The following is a 16,528-nucleotide window of genomic DNA, read 5'->3' as shown; positions in this document are numbered from 1 at the left end:
ATCAAAATTTAGCATTAACCGATGCTTTTAAATTCTCCTCTCAATGAATAGCCTGTTAGCTCACTTGAATATTGACGGAAGAGGTCTTTCTCTTTACCTTCAAAGTCTAAAATAAACATAATTTTAATATTTATTTTTAAGTGCATGAGTTTTTGTATGATGAAAAAATCCAATGTTATTCTAATTTTAGCGGTGTTATTGATCGGAGCTTATGATGCTAAAGCTCAAAAGGCGGACATAGAAACACGCCTACAAAAATTGGAGCAAGAAATACAATTGCTTCGCCAGGAAAATAAGGAGTTAAAGAGTGGAATTGATGCTCCTGAAGTACCACAAAAAATTATTAAAACACCGACAGAATCTGGGATAGGTCAAGAGCCGCATCAGAATCAAAAATTAATGACTATTGAGAGACCTAAACAACTTGCTCCTCGATATGATGATGATGTGATTATGGATGATGATGACATTCTTGACAATCCTGATGCTGATAAACCTTTGCAACCTCAACCGCTTTTGAAGAAAAAAGTTGAAGAACAACCCCAACCAGAAAAGAAAGTTGAAGCATCTGAGAAAACTCAACCTCAAGAGATTGATAGTCATGAGGATGATGAAGGAGTTGCAATAAAAGAAGAACATATTTTAAAACACCCTCACCAAAAAAAGAAGCCGACTGCTGCTTCTAAAAAGACTCTTCCAACGAAAGAGCAAGATGAAAAGGACGATGATGAAGATGAGGATGAGGAAGAAGAAAAAGATAATTCTTCATCTGATGCTTTTAAGGGAAAAGCTGATAGTTTTCTCCCAACGGGAATAGATCAAGATGATTATGAACGAGCCATGGAATTTCTAAGCGATGGTGATTATAAAAAGGCAGAAACAGCCTTTAAAGCTTTTTTGAGAAACCATCCAAAGAGCTCTTTAGCTATTAATGCGCGTTATTGGTTGGCAGAGACATATTTTGCACGCAAAGATTTTAAGAATGCCTCGATTAATTTTGCAGAAGCTTATCAAAAGCATCGAGAAGTCATGAAAACGAAAAAATCGCAAAACAAAGAAATACAAAAAGAAGCTTTTGCAAAAGGACCTGAAGCGCTTGCAAAACTGGCGCTTTCCTTAAAAGGAATGGGAAAGAAAGAGGAAGCTTGTATAGCCCTTGAGCAGCTTCAGGATGAATTTAAGCAAACTCCAGCTAATGTGAAAAAATTGGCAGAACGTGCTCGCCAAGGATTGAAGTGTCCAAAGTAGCCCACGGTTTTCTGGAGATAAAATTTAGTTCTTTAATGGAACGCTTCTTACCCTTTGAAGAAGCACCTGTGGTAGCGGTTGGCGTATCTGGTGGTAGTGACAGTCTTGCATTAACGCTGTTACTTCAGCGTTGGTTAGAACGATATCAGGGAAGACTTTGCGGACTCATTGTTGATCATGGTTTGCGACCAGAATCTTCAGCGGAAGCTGAAGCGGTGAAATCATGGCTCAACGATCATCATATCGAAGCACATATTTTGCCTTGGCGAGGACCTAAGCCTACAGCTCACATACAAATGAGCGCTCGTGTAGCACGTGTTAATCTAATGCAGGATTGGTGCGTACAGAACCAAGTTTTACACCTCTTTTTGGCGCATCATTGCGAAGATCAATTCGAAACTTTTTTATTAAGACAGGAAAAAGCAAGTGATTTAGATGGCTTGGCGGGGATGAGCTCAATAGTTATTAAAAGGGATTTACGTGTCTTAAGGCCTTTATTAGCTCTCTCAAAAGAAGAATTGCGCGTTTATTTGCGCGAGAGAGCACAGACTTGGATTGAAGACCCAAGTAACATAAATCCAAAATTTGCGCGCAGTCAGCTTCGTCAAGGGATAGACTTTTCTAAAAAGGCTCATAGTTGTGTAGAATTGCTTGAAAAATTAGGACAATTGCGGAACTTATGGCAACGATTAGCAGCCTGTTTTTATGCTTCTTATGGAGCTTTGTATCCTGAAGGTTATGGTCAATTATCTTTTGAACCATGGGCCAAATTACCAAAAGCTTTTGCGCAGGATATTTTGAAAAATCTTATCAAAACAATAGGTACAGAGGACTATGCGCCAAAACGTAAAGCTCTTGATCGTCTTTTTATTCAAATCCATGCGTTAGGGTTTAAGTCAGCCACTCTTGGTGGATGTTTGATTGTTTTGAAAAAGAGTATGCTTTTTGTCATGAGAGAAACGGCAGCTATCTCTAGGGAAGATCAACAAAAACACTCTGCGGTTTTTGATAATAGGTTTCTTTTATCTTATGATCTTGAAAACAAGATTAGTAAAACTACCTGTTTAGAGCAAATTCAAAATCCGTTGAAGAAAGAGGTTTTAAGCTCAACGGCCTTTAAATATCTGCCTAGAAAGGTTGCTTTTGGCTTGCCAGTCCTCTTTGAAAGGGATAAACTAAAATACCTATACAGATTCGGATGCTATGAGAATCTTAATGACACCCCCTTAAGGGGGTGGTTTAGGCCCAAGTATCCTCTAACCAATTCATTTTCATTTTTACTTAACACTAATGGGGCATAATTGGTAAAAGATTAGGGACACTCTAAATGAAAGGCAAAATGAGGATTAAAAGTGAATAATTACGGTCGCAACATAATTTTGTGGATTATCGCTGGGCTTTTTTTAATAGGTCTATTCAATATGTTTCAGGGTGGACGTAGTCAATCGTCTAACGTGAATCTCGCGTATTCTGATTTTCTAGATGATGTTGATAAAGGTTCAGTAAGAGAAGTCATCATTAAAGGCAACGCCATTGCTGGCCGTCTTGAGGATGGCCGTACGTTCTCATCCTATGCACCCAGTGATCCTACTTTGGTTCAAAAGTTGACGGACAAAGGAGTTCGTGTGTCTGCAGGACCTGCTGAGTCAGAAGGAAGTTCCTTTTTGGGTGTTTTATTATCATGGTTTCCTATGTTGCTCTTTATTGGTATATGGGTACTGTTTATGCGTCAAATGCAAGCAGGCAGCAACAAGGCTTTGGGTTTTGGAAAATCTAAAGCGAGATTGCTTTCTGAAAAAGCGGGAAAAGTTACATTCAATGATGTTTCTGGCTGTGATGAAGCTAAAGATGAGGTTCGAGAAGTCGTTGATTTTCTAAAAGATCCTCATAAATTCCAGAAGCTTGGTGGTAAGATTCCAAAAGGCGTGCTGCTTGTGGGGCCTCCTGGTACAGGTAAAACTCTTTTAGCGCGTGCTATTGCTGGTGAAGCCAATGTGCCTTTCTTTTCTATCTCAGGATCCGATTTCGTTGAGATGTTCGTGGGGGTGGGGGCAAGTCGCGTGCGTGATCTTTTTGAGCAAGGGAAAAAAAATGCACCCTGTATCATTTTTATTGATGAAATAGACGCTGTCGGCCGTCATCGTGGTGTAGGGTTAGGAGGAGGCAATGATGAACGTGAACAAACTCTCAACCAGCTGCTCGTGGAAATGGATGGCTTTGAGTCCAATGAAGGCGTTATTTTAATTGCTGCTACGAACCGTCCTGATGTTTTGGATCCAGCTCTTTTACGTCCCGGTCGTTTTGATCGTCAAGTGGTTGTTCCTTTACCAGATATAAAAGGCCGTGAAGGGATTTTGAAAGTACATATGGGCAAAGTACCGTTAGGGCCAGATGTAAAAGTCGTAGTGATTGCTCAAGGTACACCTGGGTTTTCAGGTGCTGATTTAGCTAATCTCGTGAATGAGGCTGCTCTGATTGCGGCACGTCAAAATAAGCGTGTTGTTTCTATGGTTGATTTCGAAGAAGCTAAAGATAAAGTCATGATGGGCCCCGAACGACGTTCGATGGTGATGACTGATGAAGAAAAAAAGCTAACGGCATACCATGAAGGTGGTCATGCGATTGTTGGGTTTTATAATCCAAATTCTGATCCAATTCATAAAGCCACGATTATTCCTAGAGGACGCGCTTTGGGTATGGTGGTACGTTTACCTGAAACAGATCGAGTGTCCATGGCTAAAAGTAAGCTAATGGCTGATCTTGAAGTCGCCATGGGAGGACGTATTGCTGAGGAAATGATTTTTGGGCCTGATAAAGTAACAACAGGTGCGTCTTCTGATATTAATCATGCAACAGAGATTGCACGACGTATGGTGACTGAATGGGGTATGAGCGAAAAGTTAGGGCCTCTTAAGTATGGCTCACAGAATCAAGACATGTTTGCAATGGGTGGGGGGCATACAAAACAGTTTTCTGAAGCAACGGCACAGATTATTGATGAGGAAACCAAGCGTATTGTTGACACAGCGTATAAGGCAGCAACAAAGGTTCTTCAGGATAACAAAGATAAACTGCATTTATTAGCAAAAGCTTTGTTGGAATATGAAACCCTTTCAGGCGATGAAATTAAAAAGATTTTGAGTGGGGATAAACTGGATCGTAAGCAAACTCCCAAAACAAAACCAATGGATAAGCCCAAAAACTCTACGCCTCCACGCAAGAGTTCAACGCGTATCCGTCCATCAAAATTGGATCCTCAAGGACAGCCTGGGTCTTAAGACATTTCTTGACTCAAATGAGGAGTGAAAGAGGTCAAGACCTGCTTGATTATTGAGTTTGGCTGATTTATCTTGATTTCTTAATCTGATCGAGACAGAGTGTCAGAAATATTAGGATGTTTTTTGATGAAAAAGCTTTTTGGCACTGACGGTGTAAGAGGAACAGCCAACGTTCCACCCATGACTCCCGATGTTATGATGCATTTGGCTGTGGCAGCGGGGCAGTACTTTAAAAACGGCAATGTTCATCATCGTAGCCGTGTTATTATTGGCAAGGATACGCGACTTTCTGGTTACATGATTGAGCCAGCTCTAACCTCGGGTTTTATTTCCGTTGGCATGGACGTGATGCTTTTGGGGCCTTTGCCAACACCGGCGATTTCCATGTTGGTGCGTTCTTTAAGAGCAGATCTAGGCGTAATGATTTCCGCGTCTCATAATCCGTATCATGATAATGGTATAAAACTCTTTGGTCCTGATGGTTATAAACTTTCAGAACAAGTAGAACATGAGATTGAAAAGAGAGTTTTTGAGGGGGAGTTGCGTAACTTGGCGGCGCCTAAAGATCTAGGACGTGCTCAGCGTCTTGAAGATGCTCCAGGCCGTTATATAGAATTCGTCAAGAATACATTTCCTAAGAACAAAAATTTGGAGGGCATGAAGATTGTTATCGATTGTGCCCATGGTGCTGCTTATAAAGTTGCTCCGACAGTTTTTTGGGAATTGGGGGCAGAAATTATTACGATTGGAGATGAGCCCAATGGTATTAATATTAATAAAGAAGTAGGCGCCACATCCCCTGCTGCTATGCAAAAGGCAGTCCTTGAGCATAAGGCCAATCTTGGTATTTCTCTGGATGGAGATGCGGACAGAGTGGTAATGGCCGATGAAAAAGGCCGCCTAATCGATGGTGATCAGTTGATGGCGCTTGTGGCAAGTTCCATGAAAGAACAAGATCAATTGCGTGGCAACACTGTTGTCGCTACAGTGATGTCTAATCTTGGGTTTGAGCGCTATTTAGAAAGAGAAAAACTTAGACTTGTACGCACACCTGTAGGTGATCGTCATGTTTGTGAATATATGCGTACCCATGACTGTAACGTAGGTGGTGAGCAATCTGGGCACATTATCCTAAGCGATTACGCTAGAACTGGGGATGGTCTTGTTGCAGCTTTGCAAGTGCTGTCAGTGATTGTTAGTCAAGGAAAGCCTACGAGTGAAGCGGCGCATATTTTTGAACCCTACCCCCAGATTTTGCGGAATCTTAAAGTGCATCAAGGAAACCCCCTTGAAAATGAAAAAGTAAAATTTGCGATTCAAGCAGGTGAAAAAGAACTGGGGACAAAAGGCCATCTTTTGGTACGTAAATCAGGAACTGAACCGCTTCTACGCCTGATGGCTCAGGGAGAAGACGAAGGTCAAATCAATAAAATCCTTGATCGCATTGTTGAATCTTTATTGGATGAAAATTTGATGGATCAACCCCTTAAGGCGGTTGCATCCTAGGAAGAAGCTATGAGAAATATAGTTTTAATAATGGGAGCGCTGGTTATGGGGTCACAAGTTGATGCATCAAAGATGCCTGAAGAGACAGTAGATGACAGTCAGTGTTTCACGCATACTTTGAAAGGCGCCCCATCAGCAGAGCCCTTTAATTTAGTAACTGTGAAAGCTAGAGTTCTTCAGAAAATTATGAATAGTCCTACTCCTGTGAGTGAAGAAGATCAAACAGCTCTTTATAGTTTGGTTGACGATCTCGCAAAATTTCCTTTTGGTGAATCGTTATTAGCACAAGGCGGAATTACAGGGCGATGGACCCACTACATGGTTTATGAACATCCCCGTATGGGTCGCTGGAGTGGGAGGAATAGCTTAGATGAACCTTTAACAACTGCTGAAGACTGGGTTCTCAATAAAATGCCCGTGATGCTTGCCACTCAACAAAGGTTCAATATTTTTCAAGGGATTCTGAATAAACATTTAAAGGATGGTGCAAAATTTGGGTCTGTGCCTTGTGGTTGGATGGCTGACCTTTTGACGCTGCCTAGTCTGTCGCATTTCCAAGATGTCGAGTTGGTAGGAATGGACATAGATTCAGAAACTCTGAAAGAAGGTGAACAATATGCAAGCTCTTTGTCAGTGAGCGCAAAGGTTTCATTTAAAAAACAGGATGCTTTAACTCTTCCTGTAAGTGCTGATTTTGATGCGTTGACCAGTAATGGTCTCAATTTCTATATGCATAATGATAATCAAGTAGTGCAACTCTACCGATCTGTTTTCGGCGCCTTAAAGTCTGGGGGAGTTTTTGTGACTAGCTTCTTAACAACACCTCCTATACCAAAACCAGATGCGCCTAAGTCACCTTGGAGGATGTCTGGATTGAAGCCTGAAGATTTAATGAAGCAACGCCTTTTATTTCAATTTCTTGGCACACGTATGAGTGCATTTCGATCAGAAGAATTGACTATTGCCCAGTTAAAAGAAGCAGGATTTGATAAGATTGAGATATATCCTGATGATGCTTACATGATGCCAACAGTCGTTGCTTATAAAAACTAAATCAACTCTATCTTGCCATCTCTAAAGCGGGGTAGCTGAAGCCTATAAAATGAATCAAGTTGATCATAAAATGAGTAAGCATTGCGGCTTCAATGCGTCCCCCAGAACGTTCATAAGCATAGCCATATCCTGCGCCCGCTATAGTTGCAAAAATCATGTAAAGAGGCCCGCCTGGAAAATGACACAATCCAAATAGAAATGCAGGAATTCCTATAGCTAGACACATGTTGAAAATCGAGTCACCCAAAATTTTGCGAAGCTGCTCTTGCAGAAATCCCCGGAAAAAAGCTTCTTCTGCCATACATACAAAAAGTAGATTTACGGGAGCCCACAGAATTAAAAGAGTAGGAATTTTAAAATCAAAACGCACATACTGAAATGCCAAAGCTAATCCCATTAAAATGACTGCTAAAGGCAAGGTCACTTCCAACGTTACGATAAATGATTTTAACCACTCTTTTGATTTTTGTGCAAACCGTCCTGCGGCTAGAAGTAAAAATAATCCAGCAAAGATTTTATCCAGATTGAGATAAAGCTTGTAAGGAAGAGAATCGGCACTCAATTTTAAATCAGAAATCATCACCCAGTTGTTAAACCCAGGTGCTTTATGGAGATAAAACAAACCAGTCAAAATAATGAGCAAAATAGCAAGTATAGCTTTTAAAAATGACGGGATGCTTCGTTGATAAAAAAGAAACGCAATACCGCCAAATCCCAGGAGTAAAAGGATCGCAATAACATTGACGCGACCTAAAGATAAAGCTAACCCTAGGGTTAAAAGGCTGACAATAAAACTGATGCTCGTCGAGCGCCATGCCAAAAGTACCGCTCCTAAAAGACCCAATAAAATATAAGATTCCTGATATTGCATTAAAAACTCAAGCACTGGGGCCTCCTCCTTTTTGAGACTGTTTTGTTTCTCCTGGTATGGATACAATTTTTGCGTCACGTATGATCGTTTTATCGTTCACTAATTCTACTTGCTTTGGACTGGCGTAAGCGAGAGAGATTTCTTTTTCTCGTTCGAGAATTTTTAGTAGTTCTTCAAAAGACTGACGTTCAATTTCTTGGTGATCCTTTGGATGACAATAATAGCAAACACTGGCCTCTATTCCCGAAGGATCTTCAAATTTAGGGTGATAGTAAACCTTGCTATCAATAGAGAAATTCTTAATCTTTTCCTTTTCACCGACCTTGCGATATTTAGGAAGGATTTTTTCATCCAGCAACTTTACAACTAACGTTCGAAATTGATCAAGATTGGACTTTGGAGTGAGCAGAAAAGTTAGCTTATATTCCAAAAGATTAAAATTCTTAGAATAATTGATGAGGGGATGATGGATAATCAATCCATTGGGAATTTTATAGATTTTACCTGTTGGATGTTTGCGGTGAGTTAAATAATATTCAGAGATGGTAAAATAAAAAACACCAATAGAAGTAACGTACCCTGTGTAATTTGCTATTTCGATTCGGTCGCCTTCAGAGAAAAGATTTCGCCACATGATAATCAACCATCCCGAAAGATTCATGAGGGTTTCTTTTTGTGTAATCGTTAACGCTGCTGAAATTAGGCCTAAAAAAGCAAATAGATGGATAAAACCTTCCATCCAAATACGTGCTACAAAGTACAGAATGATAAAACCTGAAGCGTAGAGAAAACGTTTGCGGTATTTTAATTTAGTTTCTGGTTCTTTGTTTTTGATAAAGTTTAAGAAAATTAGATAGAGCACGCCAAGTATTATAAAAATAATACTTGTATTGATAACTTTGCTGGAAAAATGAACCGCTACATCCTCTGACATGTGTCTCGCTCATGAAATAAAATTATGGTAGTAATTTGTAGAGAGCTTTTCAAAATCATGCAAGAGGCCTTTTAATTATGAACGAAGCTAAGTTCATATTTGACAATTTTCATTGGATCCAAGATATTAGATATCCCGTTCTTACAAGCTTTTTCAAGATATTTGTCTTTTTGGCTAGTGAAGGCTTTTATGTGAGCATCGTGGCTCTTTTAGCATGGGTAGGAAAACGGAAGTTAGCTGAAAAACTTGCTTTTTGGGTAGTTTGCTCAACAATTATAAGCTGGGGCTTGAAAGCTCTTTTTCACCTACCACGGCCTCCAGGGCTTTACTTAATTGAAATTGACCAAAGTTTTGGGTTTCCCAGTGCAGACGTGTTGGTCTTTTCTGTCTTTTGGTTCATCATTGCCTATCATCTAAAGTCAAAAATTTTTAATGTCCTGTTTATCGTTGGTATATGTTTAATAGCTTTTTCAAGAATCTATTTGGGGGTTCATTATCTTCACGATGTTCTTGGCGGTGCTATTTTGGGGTGTCTTTTTGGTTTTGTTGCGACGCGATGGATCACACATCGGCAAGAGATCATTCTTGGAATTACTTTTTTTTTCTTTGGATTTTTGGTTCCAGAAAGAGCTGAAGTTTATGTGGCTCAAGGGATACTCTTAGGTCTTCTTATCCTTAAGTTTTTTGAAAAATCAGAAAAACTCGAAGAAAAAATATTTTGGCGACCTTTGGTTTTTATTCTGGGGAGCATTGGACTTTTGTTCATCAAAGTAAGCTTTAAAAATCTTTTGCCGGAAGGGATGCTTTATACTTTTTTCAGATATGCTCTTTTAAGCGTTTTTATCCTTAAAGGCGCTGAATTTTTTACGAATAAAATTGAATTAGTCTTTAAGAAGCGCTTCTAGCATAGTAAGGCCCGTATTGCGTCCAGAAAGAACAATAACTGTTGGTCCTGTCAGTTGTGGTTTATGCTGTAAAAGGCAAGCGATTCCAACTAATCCTGCAGGTTCAACTAAGTATTGGTGATGAGATATCATCCAGCGAAAAGCCATTTTGAAGCTTTCTTCAGTCGCAAGCATAACGTCATCAATTCTTGATCGAAGAATTTGAAAACACTTTTCTCCAATACCTCCTTCAAGAGGTGCTGCAATTGTTTCAAGGCTTGGCATCGTCGTCATCGCTTTTCCTTGTTCAAAAGATAGTTTAAGCCCAGAAGATCCTTCATGTTGACAGCCAATAATTTTGCATTGAGGGTTTTTGTTTTTAATGAAATAACTCAATCCTCCAGCAAGGCCACCGCCACCAACAGGCACAACAATCGTTGCAACGTCTGGAATATCCTCTAGGATTTCTAATCCTAATGTTCCCCCATTACCTGCCATGATGATTTCATCGTCGAATGGTGAAATGAAAGGTAGTTTTTGTTTGGCACACTCTGCTTTTGCCCACCTTTCTGTGTCGTCGTAACCAATAAACTCTGACATGTGGATCTCAGCACCATAGGTTTTTATTCCTTCTAACTTCGCTGGGTCGGCATTCTTTGTGACATAGATGTGAGCTTTAATACCAAGTTTCTGAGCAGCAAAAGCAATTCCTTTGCCATGGTTTCCTGCTGAACAGGTTCCTATACCATTTTTCCTTTGTTCCTTACTAAGGCGGCTCAGGTAAAAATAAGCTCCTCTAATTTTAAATGACCCTGTGATTTGCAAGCATTCCAATTTTAAATAAATCGGAACACCAAAAATAGAGTCTAAAATAGGAGAAGATTCAATGGGCGTCTGACGGATTTTATCCTTAAGAAAATCTCGGGCTTCTTCAATAAGGTGTAGTGTGAGTTGAGGCATTGACAATGTTTCCTTCTACCTTTTCCCAAATCTTTTCAGCGATCCTGAGAAATGTTTGCGAAATTGCTTCTTGAGGATAAGCTTGAACGTAAGGGTTTCCCTGATCCGATGTTTCTCTTAAAAGGGTCGTTAAGGGAATATCCCCTAAGAATTCAATATTTTGCTCTTGAGCTTCTTTTAATCCTCCACCTTGATTAAAAATCTTCGTGTCGTGGCCACAATGAGGACATTTAAAATAGCTCATATTTTCGATAATGCCTAAAACAGGAGTCTCGACTTTAATAAACATATTCAAGGCTTTGCGCGCATCAAGCCAAGCAAGATCTTGAGGCGTTGAGACAATGACGGCTCCAGATAATTTTACTTTCTGTACAAGGGTAAGTTGAGCATCTCCTGTGCCGGGGGGTAAATCAATAATGAGACAGTCTAGATTTCCCCATGCGACTTGAGTGAAAAAGGTCTTCAATGCTGATTGAACCATAAGGCCTCTCCAGATAATAGGTTTATCGCTGGGGGATAAAAAACCAATAGAGATTACTTGTATACCCTGGGCATTAAGGGGTATAATTTGCTTATCTTTTACTTTTGGTTGACCGCTTAATCCCAATAAATGAGGAATTGAAGGTCCATAAATATCGGCGTCCAAAATTCCGACCTTTAAGCCTAATTTTTGAAGAGAGAAAGCAAGATTTACAGCAGTTGTTGATTTTCCTACGCCTCCCTTACCCGCTGCTATGGCAATAATATGTTTGATATTGGGAAGCTCAAAACGGACATTTTTCTTTATTTTGTTTGGAGTTGGTTCTTGTCGATGGGCAGTCATGACTACAAGGATGCGTTGATCTTTGTACTTTTGCCCTAATAGGTCTTCAATTTGGTGTTTGGTAATTTCATAAGCTTTGATTTGGTCAGGATGAACAGTTAAAGCGACCACAATAGTTTTTTCGCGTACGACAGTACCCGTCACAATTTTATCATCAACAATATTATTATTGCTGATGGGGTCTGCTATGGTTTTTAAGATGGAGAGAATGCTTGAGGGGTTTAAATCTTCTTTTTTTACAAACATTTTCAAGAACCCCCATTGCACTAACCCACAATGTGTCCTATAACTCTTGAAGGATTTTTTGTAAATTAAAAACGCTTCGGAGCCTTATATGCCGTGGGATAATAAAAATTCAGGAGGGCCTTGGGGTAATCGTGGGGGAGGTGGAGGAAAACAACCACCAAATCTGGATGACCTTATGAAGCTTTTCAATGGTGACCGATTCAAAAAGTTCGGTAAAGATGGAAAGTTTTTTGGATTACTGGCTCTTCTTCTTGTAGCTATGTTTTGGCTATCAACAGGTGTTTACAAGGTCCAAGAAGGTGAGCTAGGGACAGAGATTTTATTTGGTCGTTTTTCAGGAACGACACCTGCTGGGCTCCATTTTTGGTGGCCGTCTCCTTTTGGCGATGTCATCGTTATCAAAGTATCTCAAATCAATCGTGTGGATAGTGGCGTTAAAGTGAAATCTGGTGTGGCACTTTCTGGAGAAGACGCTGAGAGTCTTATGTTAACTGGAGATGAAAATATCGTTTCTGTTAACTTCACTGTTCTGTGGAGTATCAAAAAAGTTGAAGATTACCTCTTCAATGACCCAGATCCTAATAAAACAGTTAAGTTTGCTGCAGAAAGTGCTGTTCGAGAAATTGTAGGTAGGACTCCCATAGTTTATGCGTTAACAAAAGGTCGTGGTGAAATTGCCGATGATGCGCAGAAGTTATTACAACAAATGGTAGATGATTATCGTATTGGAATTCAAATACAAGAAGTACGTCTACAAAAGGTAGACCCGCCCGTGCAAGTGATAGATGCTTTCCGTGATGTGCAAAGAGCGCGCGCCGATCGTGAAAGCAGTATTAACGAAGCACGTGCTTATAGTAATACGATTGTGCCAGAGGCACGTGGTACAGCAACACAGACGACTCAAAGAGCCGAAGCTTATAAACAAGCCGTTGTTGCTGCTGCTCAAGGTGAGGCGGATCGTTTCACTTCCATCTATCAGCAATATCAATTAGCACCAGAAGTGACGCGTAAGCGCATGTATATTGATTCTATGAAAAAGATCTTGAAAGATGCGAACAAGATAATTGTTGATGGCAAAACTCAAGGAATTCTCCCTTATCTGCCGCTGGATAGTTTAAAACCTCGCCAGCCAGAACAAGCTGAGGAGTCAAAATAATGAAGACTTCAATTACAAACATCGCTCTCGCTCTTGTTGTGTTAATGATTCTTCTTTCTGGATCAGTCTTTACCGTGAGCCAAACAAAAAAGGCTTTAGTGTTTCAGTTTGGTGAAGTGGTGGAAACCTATGATACGCCAGGCTTGAAATTTAAAATACCATTTGTACAGAGCGTGCTTTATTTTGACCGTCGCTTGCTTGATTACAACTTGCCAGTTATTGAAGTAACTGCTGAGGATCAAAAACGTATTGTTGTAGATCTTTATGCGCGTTATTCCATTGAAGATGTATTGCTCTTTTATAAGACAGTGAATGATGTTGCTGGTGCTGAAAACCGTTTATCAACAATAGTTTCGGCAAGCATGCGTAGGGTGATTGGTCAAGTGCCTTTGTCACAAATGCTATCGCCGGAGCGTGCAAAAATTATGCGCAAAATTAGAGAAGAAGTTTTTGAATCAGCAAAAAGCTTTGGAATTAATGTGAAAGATGTGCGTATTATTAGAGCTGATCTGCCCAAAGAGAACAGTGAGGCTATCTTTAAGCGTATGGAAAGTGAACGCGTTCAAGAAGCTAAACAATTTAGAGCTGAGGGTAAAGAAAATGCGATTGCTATTCGTTCCCAAGCTGAGCGAGAGAGAACAATTATTCTTGCAGAAGCTGAACGTAAAGCACAAGTTTTAAGAGGGCAGGGTGATGCTGAGTCTTCAAAGATCTATGCGCAAGCATTCAATAAGGATAAAGAGTTTTTCTCTTTCTATCGGTCTATGAATGCTTATTCAGAAGCTTTAACCCCGGAGGGCACGACTTTTATTTTATCGCCCACAAGTGAATTTTTTGATTTTTTTGGAACTAAATCAAAATGATGGTAATAACTTTTCCAGCGATGCAATTGGAGGAATCAATCTATGATGAGTAGGGTAACAAAGATTAGAATAATATTACTAAGCGCAATTCTTGGATCGTTTATGATGGTTCAGGCTCTTGAAGCGGCAGCAGATGCGCCTCGTGATTTTTCATCAGTAGTCGAGCCTCTTATTCCTTCCGTGGTCAATATCTCAACAACGACGGAATTAAAGCGTGATCGTCAGAGTTTTGGAATTCCACGTTTCCCTCAAGGTTCGCAATTAGAAGAATTATTCCGTCAGTTTTTTGAAGGTCAAGATTTAGATATGCCTCGCAAGGCTACGTCTTTAGGCTCTGGATTTGTTATTGCTCAAGAAGGCAATGAAGCCTTTATCGTGACGTGTAATCACGTTATTGATGATGCGGATAAAATTCGGGTGACATTTCATGATAAGATGGAATTGACTGCGACCGTTGTTGGACGAGATAAGCGTACAGATGTTGCTCTTCTCAAGGTAAAAACTTCGAAGAAGTTGTCTGTTGTAGAATGGGGAGAATCTAAGGATGTGAAAGTTGGACAATGGCTATTAGCTATTGGTAATCCTTTTGGTCTTTCAAGTACTGTTACTGTTGGAATTGTTTCAACGATTGCACGTGATATTGCATCCCGTGCACGGGGGCTTTCCGCCGATTACGTTGAAGGATATATCCAAACTGATGCTTCCATTAATATGGGTAACTCAGGGGGGCCACAATTTGATGCTCATGGCAAAGTCATTGGTATTTCAACGGCAATCTTTTCGCCTAATGGTGGAAACATTGGTATTGGATTTGGAATTCCTGCGGATATTGCACGTACAGTAGTTGATCAATTACGCAAATACGGTCGAACAAAACGTGGTCTCTTGGGTGTTAAAGTCCAAGTTGTGACTGAAGAAATTGCCCAATCAATTGGTCTTGGTAAAGCTCGGGGTGCCATGGTTGCGGAAGTAACACCAAAAGGACCTGCTGCGAAAGTAGGCGTAAAATCTGGCGACATAATCTTAAAATTTAATAACGTTGAGGTGCAGGAATCAAGACAGCTTCCACGTATTGTTGGCGAAAGCCCTATTGCAAAGAAAGTACCTATGTTGATTTGGCGCAATGGTAAGGAAATAAGTCTTGATGTGGTCGTGGGAGAATACGAACAAGCTGAATCAGAAAGTGCTGCGAGCGAAAAAGCTGCTGGTGAAGAGCTGCCCGAAATACGTAAGCATAAGCGGATTCTCGGTATGGAGATTGTGAATCTTACGCCTGAAATATCAAGAGATTACCAACTTTCTGATGACATAAAGGGTGGCGTTCTCATAGCACGCGTGGATCGTGATTCTGAAGCTGCCGAAAAAGGCTTGCAAGAGGGAGATGTTATTACTGAAATACGTTTTAAAAATGATGTTATCACTCCCACAACGTCTAATCAGGTAGAGGAGTTTGTGAATAAGGTTTTAAAAGCTAGTCCTGGACCAGTGACTGAGGGTGATGAAAAACCGGAAAACAAAATTCTTCTGCAAATCGCCCGTGGTAAGACAACAAGATTCGTTGCTCTTAAAGCGATTGAGGCGAATGAAGATGAGGATGAGACTGACGGCAAGCCCTCTCGACGTCTTTTGAAGAGAAAGCGTCAAGATACGCGTGAACGCGTTGGCTAATCGTTAAGAGATTTTAAAAAGGGGAAGCCGTTAAAAGCTTCCCCTTTTTTGTTGGAATAAACTATGAGCAATTATCATTTTGAAGTTGATGAGGAAACAAAGGGTCTAAGACTTGATAAATTTCTGACCCTAAAAATTCCATTGGAAAGTCGTTCTCGACTTCAGGGGCTGATCACATCTAAGCATGTATTCGTTAATGAGCAGGCAAAAGATCCTTCTTACAAATTAAAACTAGGGGAAGTAGTGCTGGTCGAGATACCTCCTCTTGAAGAAGCTATCCCCCAGGCCCAGAAAATTCCTCTTGAGATTGTTTTTGAGGACGAAGATTTGATAGTGATCAATAAACCTCCAGGTATGGTAGTGCACCCAGCTCCGGGGAATCCTGATCAAACACTTGTTAATGCACTTTTAGCCCATTGTGGATCTTCTCTTTCTGGTATTTCAGGTGTGAGACGTCCAGGGATCGTGCATCGTCTTGATAAAGGAACCAGTGGCTTGATGGTGATTGCAAAAAACGATTTTACCCATCGTGCTCTTACTGAGCAATTTTCTGATCGAACGTTAAGCAGGCGTTATTATGCACTTGTTTGGGGCGTGCCGCAGCCTTTTGAAGGACGTATTTCTAGGCATATTGGACGCTCTCCACGTAATCGACAAAAAATGGCAGTCGTACGTGTTGGAGGTAAGGAAGCTATTACAAACTATAAAGTTTTAGAGACTTTTCAAAAACTAGCTAGTTGGGTTGAATGTCGCTTAGAAACGGGGCGTACTCATCAAATTCGTGTTCATTTGACACATCTAGGATATCCTATCTTGGGGGATCCACTCTATGGTAAGATGCCTCGTTGGGTGGCTCCTTCCATTAAGGAGGCCGTGATTCGAATGACTGACGGTAATACACGACCCATGTTGCATGCTTTTGGTCTTAAATTTAGGCACCCTGCTTCAGGAAAATTAGAAAAATTTACATGCCCTCTACCAGAAGATATACAAAACATGATAGATTTCTTAAAGAACCAACAAGAATAAAAGAGCGGG

General features: G+C 40.4%; 14 protein-coding genes. 10 read left to right on the top strand and 4 right to left on the bottom strand.

The genetic code is table 11. From position 1 onward, the window contains the following. Window positions 1-156: 156 nt before the first annotated feature. From GQ61_RS04220 to GQ61_RS04200, 5 genes are all read left to right on the top strand, one after another. Window positions 157-1,248, top strand: coding sequence for a tetratricopeptide repeat protein (locus tag GQ61_RS04220; RefSeq protein ID WP_198157412.1), 1,092 nt, complete (start codon window positions 157-159; stop codon window positions 1,246-1,248). Next, window positions 1,236-2,549: a tRNA lysidine(34) synthetase TilS gene (gene tilS / locus GQ61_RS04215; protein ID WP_085784119.1), complete on the top strand. Its 1,314-nt coding sequence runs from the start codon at window positions 1,236-1,238 to the stop codon at window positions 2,547-2,549. The genes GQ61_RS04220 and tilS overlap by 13 nt, the downstream gene beginning before the upstream one ends. 51 nt (window positions 2,550-2,600) lie before the next feature. Next, on the top strand, window positions 2,601-4,526 hold the full coding sequence (ftsH, locus tag GQ61_RS04210) for an ATP-dependent zinc metalloprotease FtsH (protein ID WP_085784118.1): 1,926 nt from the start codon (window positions 2,601-2,603) through the stop codon (window positions 4,524-4,526). A 123-nt stretch (window positions 4,527-4,649) separates the two neighbouring features. Continuing rightward, a complete protein-coding gene (gene glmM, locus GQ61_RS04205) occupies window positions 4,650-6,032 on the top strand; it encodes a phosphoglucosamine mutase (protein WP_085784117.1) in 1,383 nt (460 codons plus the stop codon). A 9-nt stretch (window positions 6,033-6,041) separates the two neighbouring features. Continuing rightward, on the top strand, window positions 6,042-7,085 hold the full coding sequence (locus GQ61_RS04200) for an SAM-dependent methyltransferase (RefSeq protein WP_085784116.1): 1,044 nt from the start codon (window positions 6,042-6,044) through the stop codon (window positions 7,083-7,085). A gap of 7 nt (window positions 7,086-7,092) precedes the next feature. Here the strand turns inward: GQ61_RS04200 and GQ61_RS04195 are convergent, their stop codons facing one another. Together GQ61_RS04195 and GQ61_RS04190 are read right to left on the bottom strand one after the other, a co-directional pair. After that, entirely contained in the window at window positions 7,093-7,971 is an 879-nt protein-coding gene (locus GQ61_RS04195; protein ID WP_085784115.1) for a CPBP family intramembrane glutamic endopeptidase, read from the bottom strand. After that, window positions 7,964-8,890, bottom strand: coding sequence for a mechanosensitive ion channel family protein (locus tag GQ61_RS04190; protein ID WP_085784114.1), 927 nt, complete (start codon window positions 8,888-8,890; stop codon window positions 7,964-7,966). Before GQ61_RS04190 ends, GQ61_RS04195 begins: the two co-directional genes overlap by 8 nt. 77 nt (window positions 8,891-8,967) lie before the next feature. Between GQ61_RS04190 and GQ61_RS04185 the strand changes: the two genes are divergently transcribed. Beyond that, the gene (locus GQ61_RS04185; protein ID WP_085784113.1) at window positions 8,968-9,795 is read left to right on the top strand and encodes a phosphatase PAP2 family protein; all 828 of its coding nucleotides are present in this window, start codon (window positions 8,968-8,970) and stop codon (window positions 9,793-9,795) included. Here GQ61_RS04185 and GQ61_RS04180 read toward each other — a convergent pair. Then, window positions 9,772-10,734, bottom strand: coding sequence for a threonine ammonia-lyase (locus GQ61_RS04180; protein WP_085784112.1), 963 nt, complete (start codon window positions 10,732-10,734; stop codon window positions 9,772-9,774). The genes GQ61_RS04185 and GQ61_RS04180 overlap by 24 nt on opposite strands. Next, complete coding sequence (locus GQ61_RS04175; RefSeq protein ID WP_085784111.1) at window positions 10,706-11,803, bottom strand: Mrp/NBP35 family ATP-binding protein; 1,098 nt, start codon at window positions 11,801-11,803, stop codon at window positions 10,706-10,708. Before GQ61_RS04175 ends, GQ61_RS04180 begins: the two co-directional genes overlap by 29 nt. Window positions 11,804-11,891: 88 nt before the next feature. On the opposite strand from GQ61_RS04175, the gene hflK reads away from it, so the two are divergent. The 4 genes from hflK (at window position 11,892) to GQ61_RS04155 (ending at window position 16,519) form a co-directional block, all read left to right on the top strand. Continuing rightward, entirely contained in the window at window positions 11,892-12,959 is a 1,068-nt protein-coding gene (gene hflK / locus GQ61_RS04170) for an FtsH protease activity modulator HflK (protein ID WP_085784110.1), read from the top strand. Further along, the gene (hflC, locus tag GQ61_RS04165; RefSeq protein WP_085784109.1) at window positions 12,959-13,822 is read left to right on the top strand and encodes a protease modulator HflC; all 864 of its coding nucleotides are present in this window, start codon (window positions 12,959-12,961) and stop codon (window positions 13,820-13,822) included. Before hflK ends, hflC begins: the two co-directional genes overlap by 1 nt. Before the next feature lie 42 nt (window positions 13,823-13,864). Next, the gene (locus GQ61_RS04160; protein WP_085784108.1) at window positions 13,865-15,490 is read left to right on the top strand and encodes a Do family serine endopeptidase; all 1,626 of its coding nucleotides are present in this window, start codon (window positions 13,865-13,867) and stop codon (window positions 15,488-15,490) included. Between the two features lie 63 nt (window positions 15,491-15,553). Beyond that, window positions 15,554-16,519 (top strand): RluA family pseudouridine synthase, encoded by a 966-nt coding sequence (locus GQ61_RS04155; protein WP_085784107.1) that lies wholly within the window; start codon window positions 15,554-15,556, stop codon window positions 16,517-16,519. Window positions 16,520-16,528 lie beyond the last annotated feature (9 nt).

Source organism: Candidatus Nucleicultrix amoebiphila FS5 (assembly GCF_002117145.1).
In the GTDB taxonomy this organism is placed as follows: domain Bacteria; phylum Pseudomonadota; class Alphaproteobacteria; order Caedimonadales; family Nucleicultricaceae; genus Nucleicultrix; species Nucleicultrix amoebiphila.
The sequence above is the reverse complement of the archived record's forward strand: the minus strand, read 5'-3'. Positions and strand labels throughout refer to the sequence as shown.

Bases quoted from the DNA above. Each gene is read 5' to 3' on its own strand.
- GQ61_RS04180 (WP_085784112.1), bottom strand. From the start codon at position 10,734: ATGCCTCAACTCACACTACACCTTATTGAAGAAGCCCGAGATTTTCTT.
- GQ61_RS04220 (WP_198157412.1), top strand. From the start codon at position 157: ATGATGAAAAAATCCAATGTTATTCTAATTTTAGCGGTGTTATTGATC.
- GQ61_RS04160 (WP_085784108.1), top strand. From the start codon at position 13,865: ATGATGAGTAGGGTAACAAAGATTAGAATAATATTACTAAGCGCAATT.
- hflC (WP_085784109.1), top strand. From the start codon at position 12,959: ATGAAGACTTCAATTACAAACATCGCTCTCGCTCTTGTTGTGTTAATG.
- hflK (WP_085784110.1), top strand. From the start codon at position 11,892: ATGCCGTGGGATAATAAAAATTCAGGAGGGCCTTGGGGTAATCGTGGG.
- GQ61_RS04190 (WP_085784114.1), bottom strand. From the start codon at position 8,890: ATGTCAGAGGATGTAGCGGTTCATTTTTCCAGCAAAGTTATCAATACA.
- GQ61_RS04200 (WP_085784116.1), top strand. From the start codon at position 6,042: ATGAGAAATATAGTTTTAATAATGGGAGCGCTGGTTATGGGGTCACAA.
- GQ61_RS04155 (WP_085784107.1), top strand. From the start codon at position 15,554: ATGAGCAATTATCATTTTGAAGTTGATGAGGAAACAAAGGGTCTAAGA.
- GQ61_RS04185 (WP_085784113.1), top strand. From the start codon at position 8,968: ATGAACGAAGCTAAGTTCATATTTGACAATTTTCATTGGATCCAAGAT.
- GQ61_RS04175 (WP_085784111.1), bottom strand. From the start codon at position 11,803: ATGTTTGTAAAAAAAGAAGATTTAAACCCCTCAAGCATTCTCTCCATC.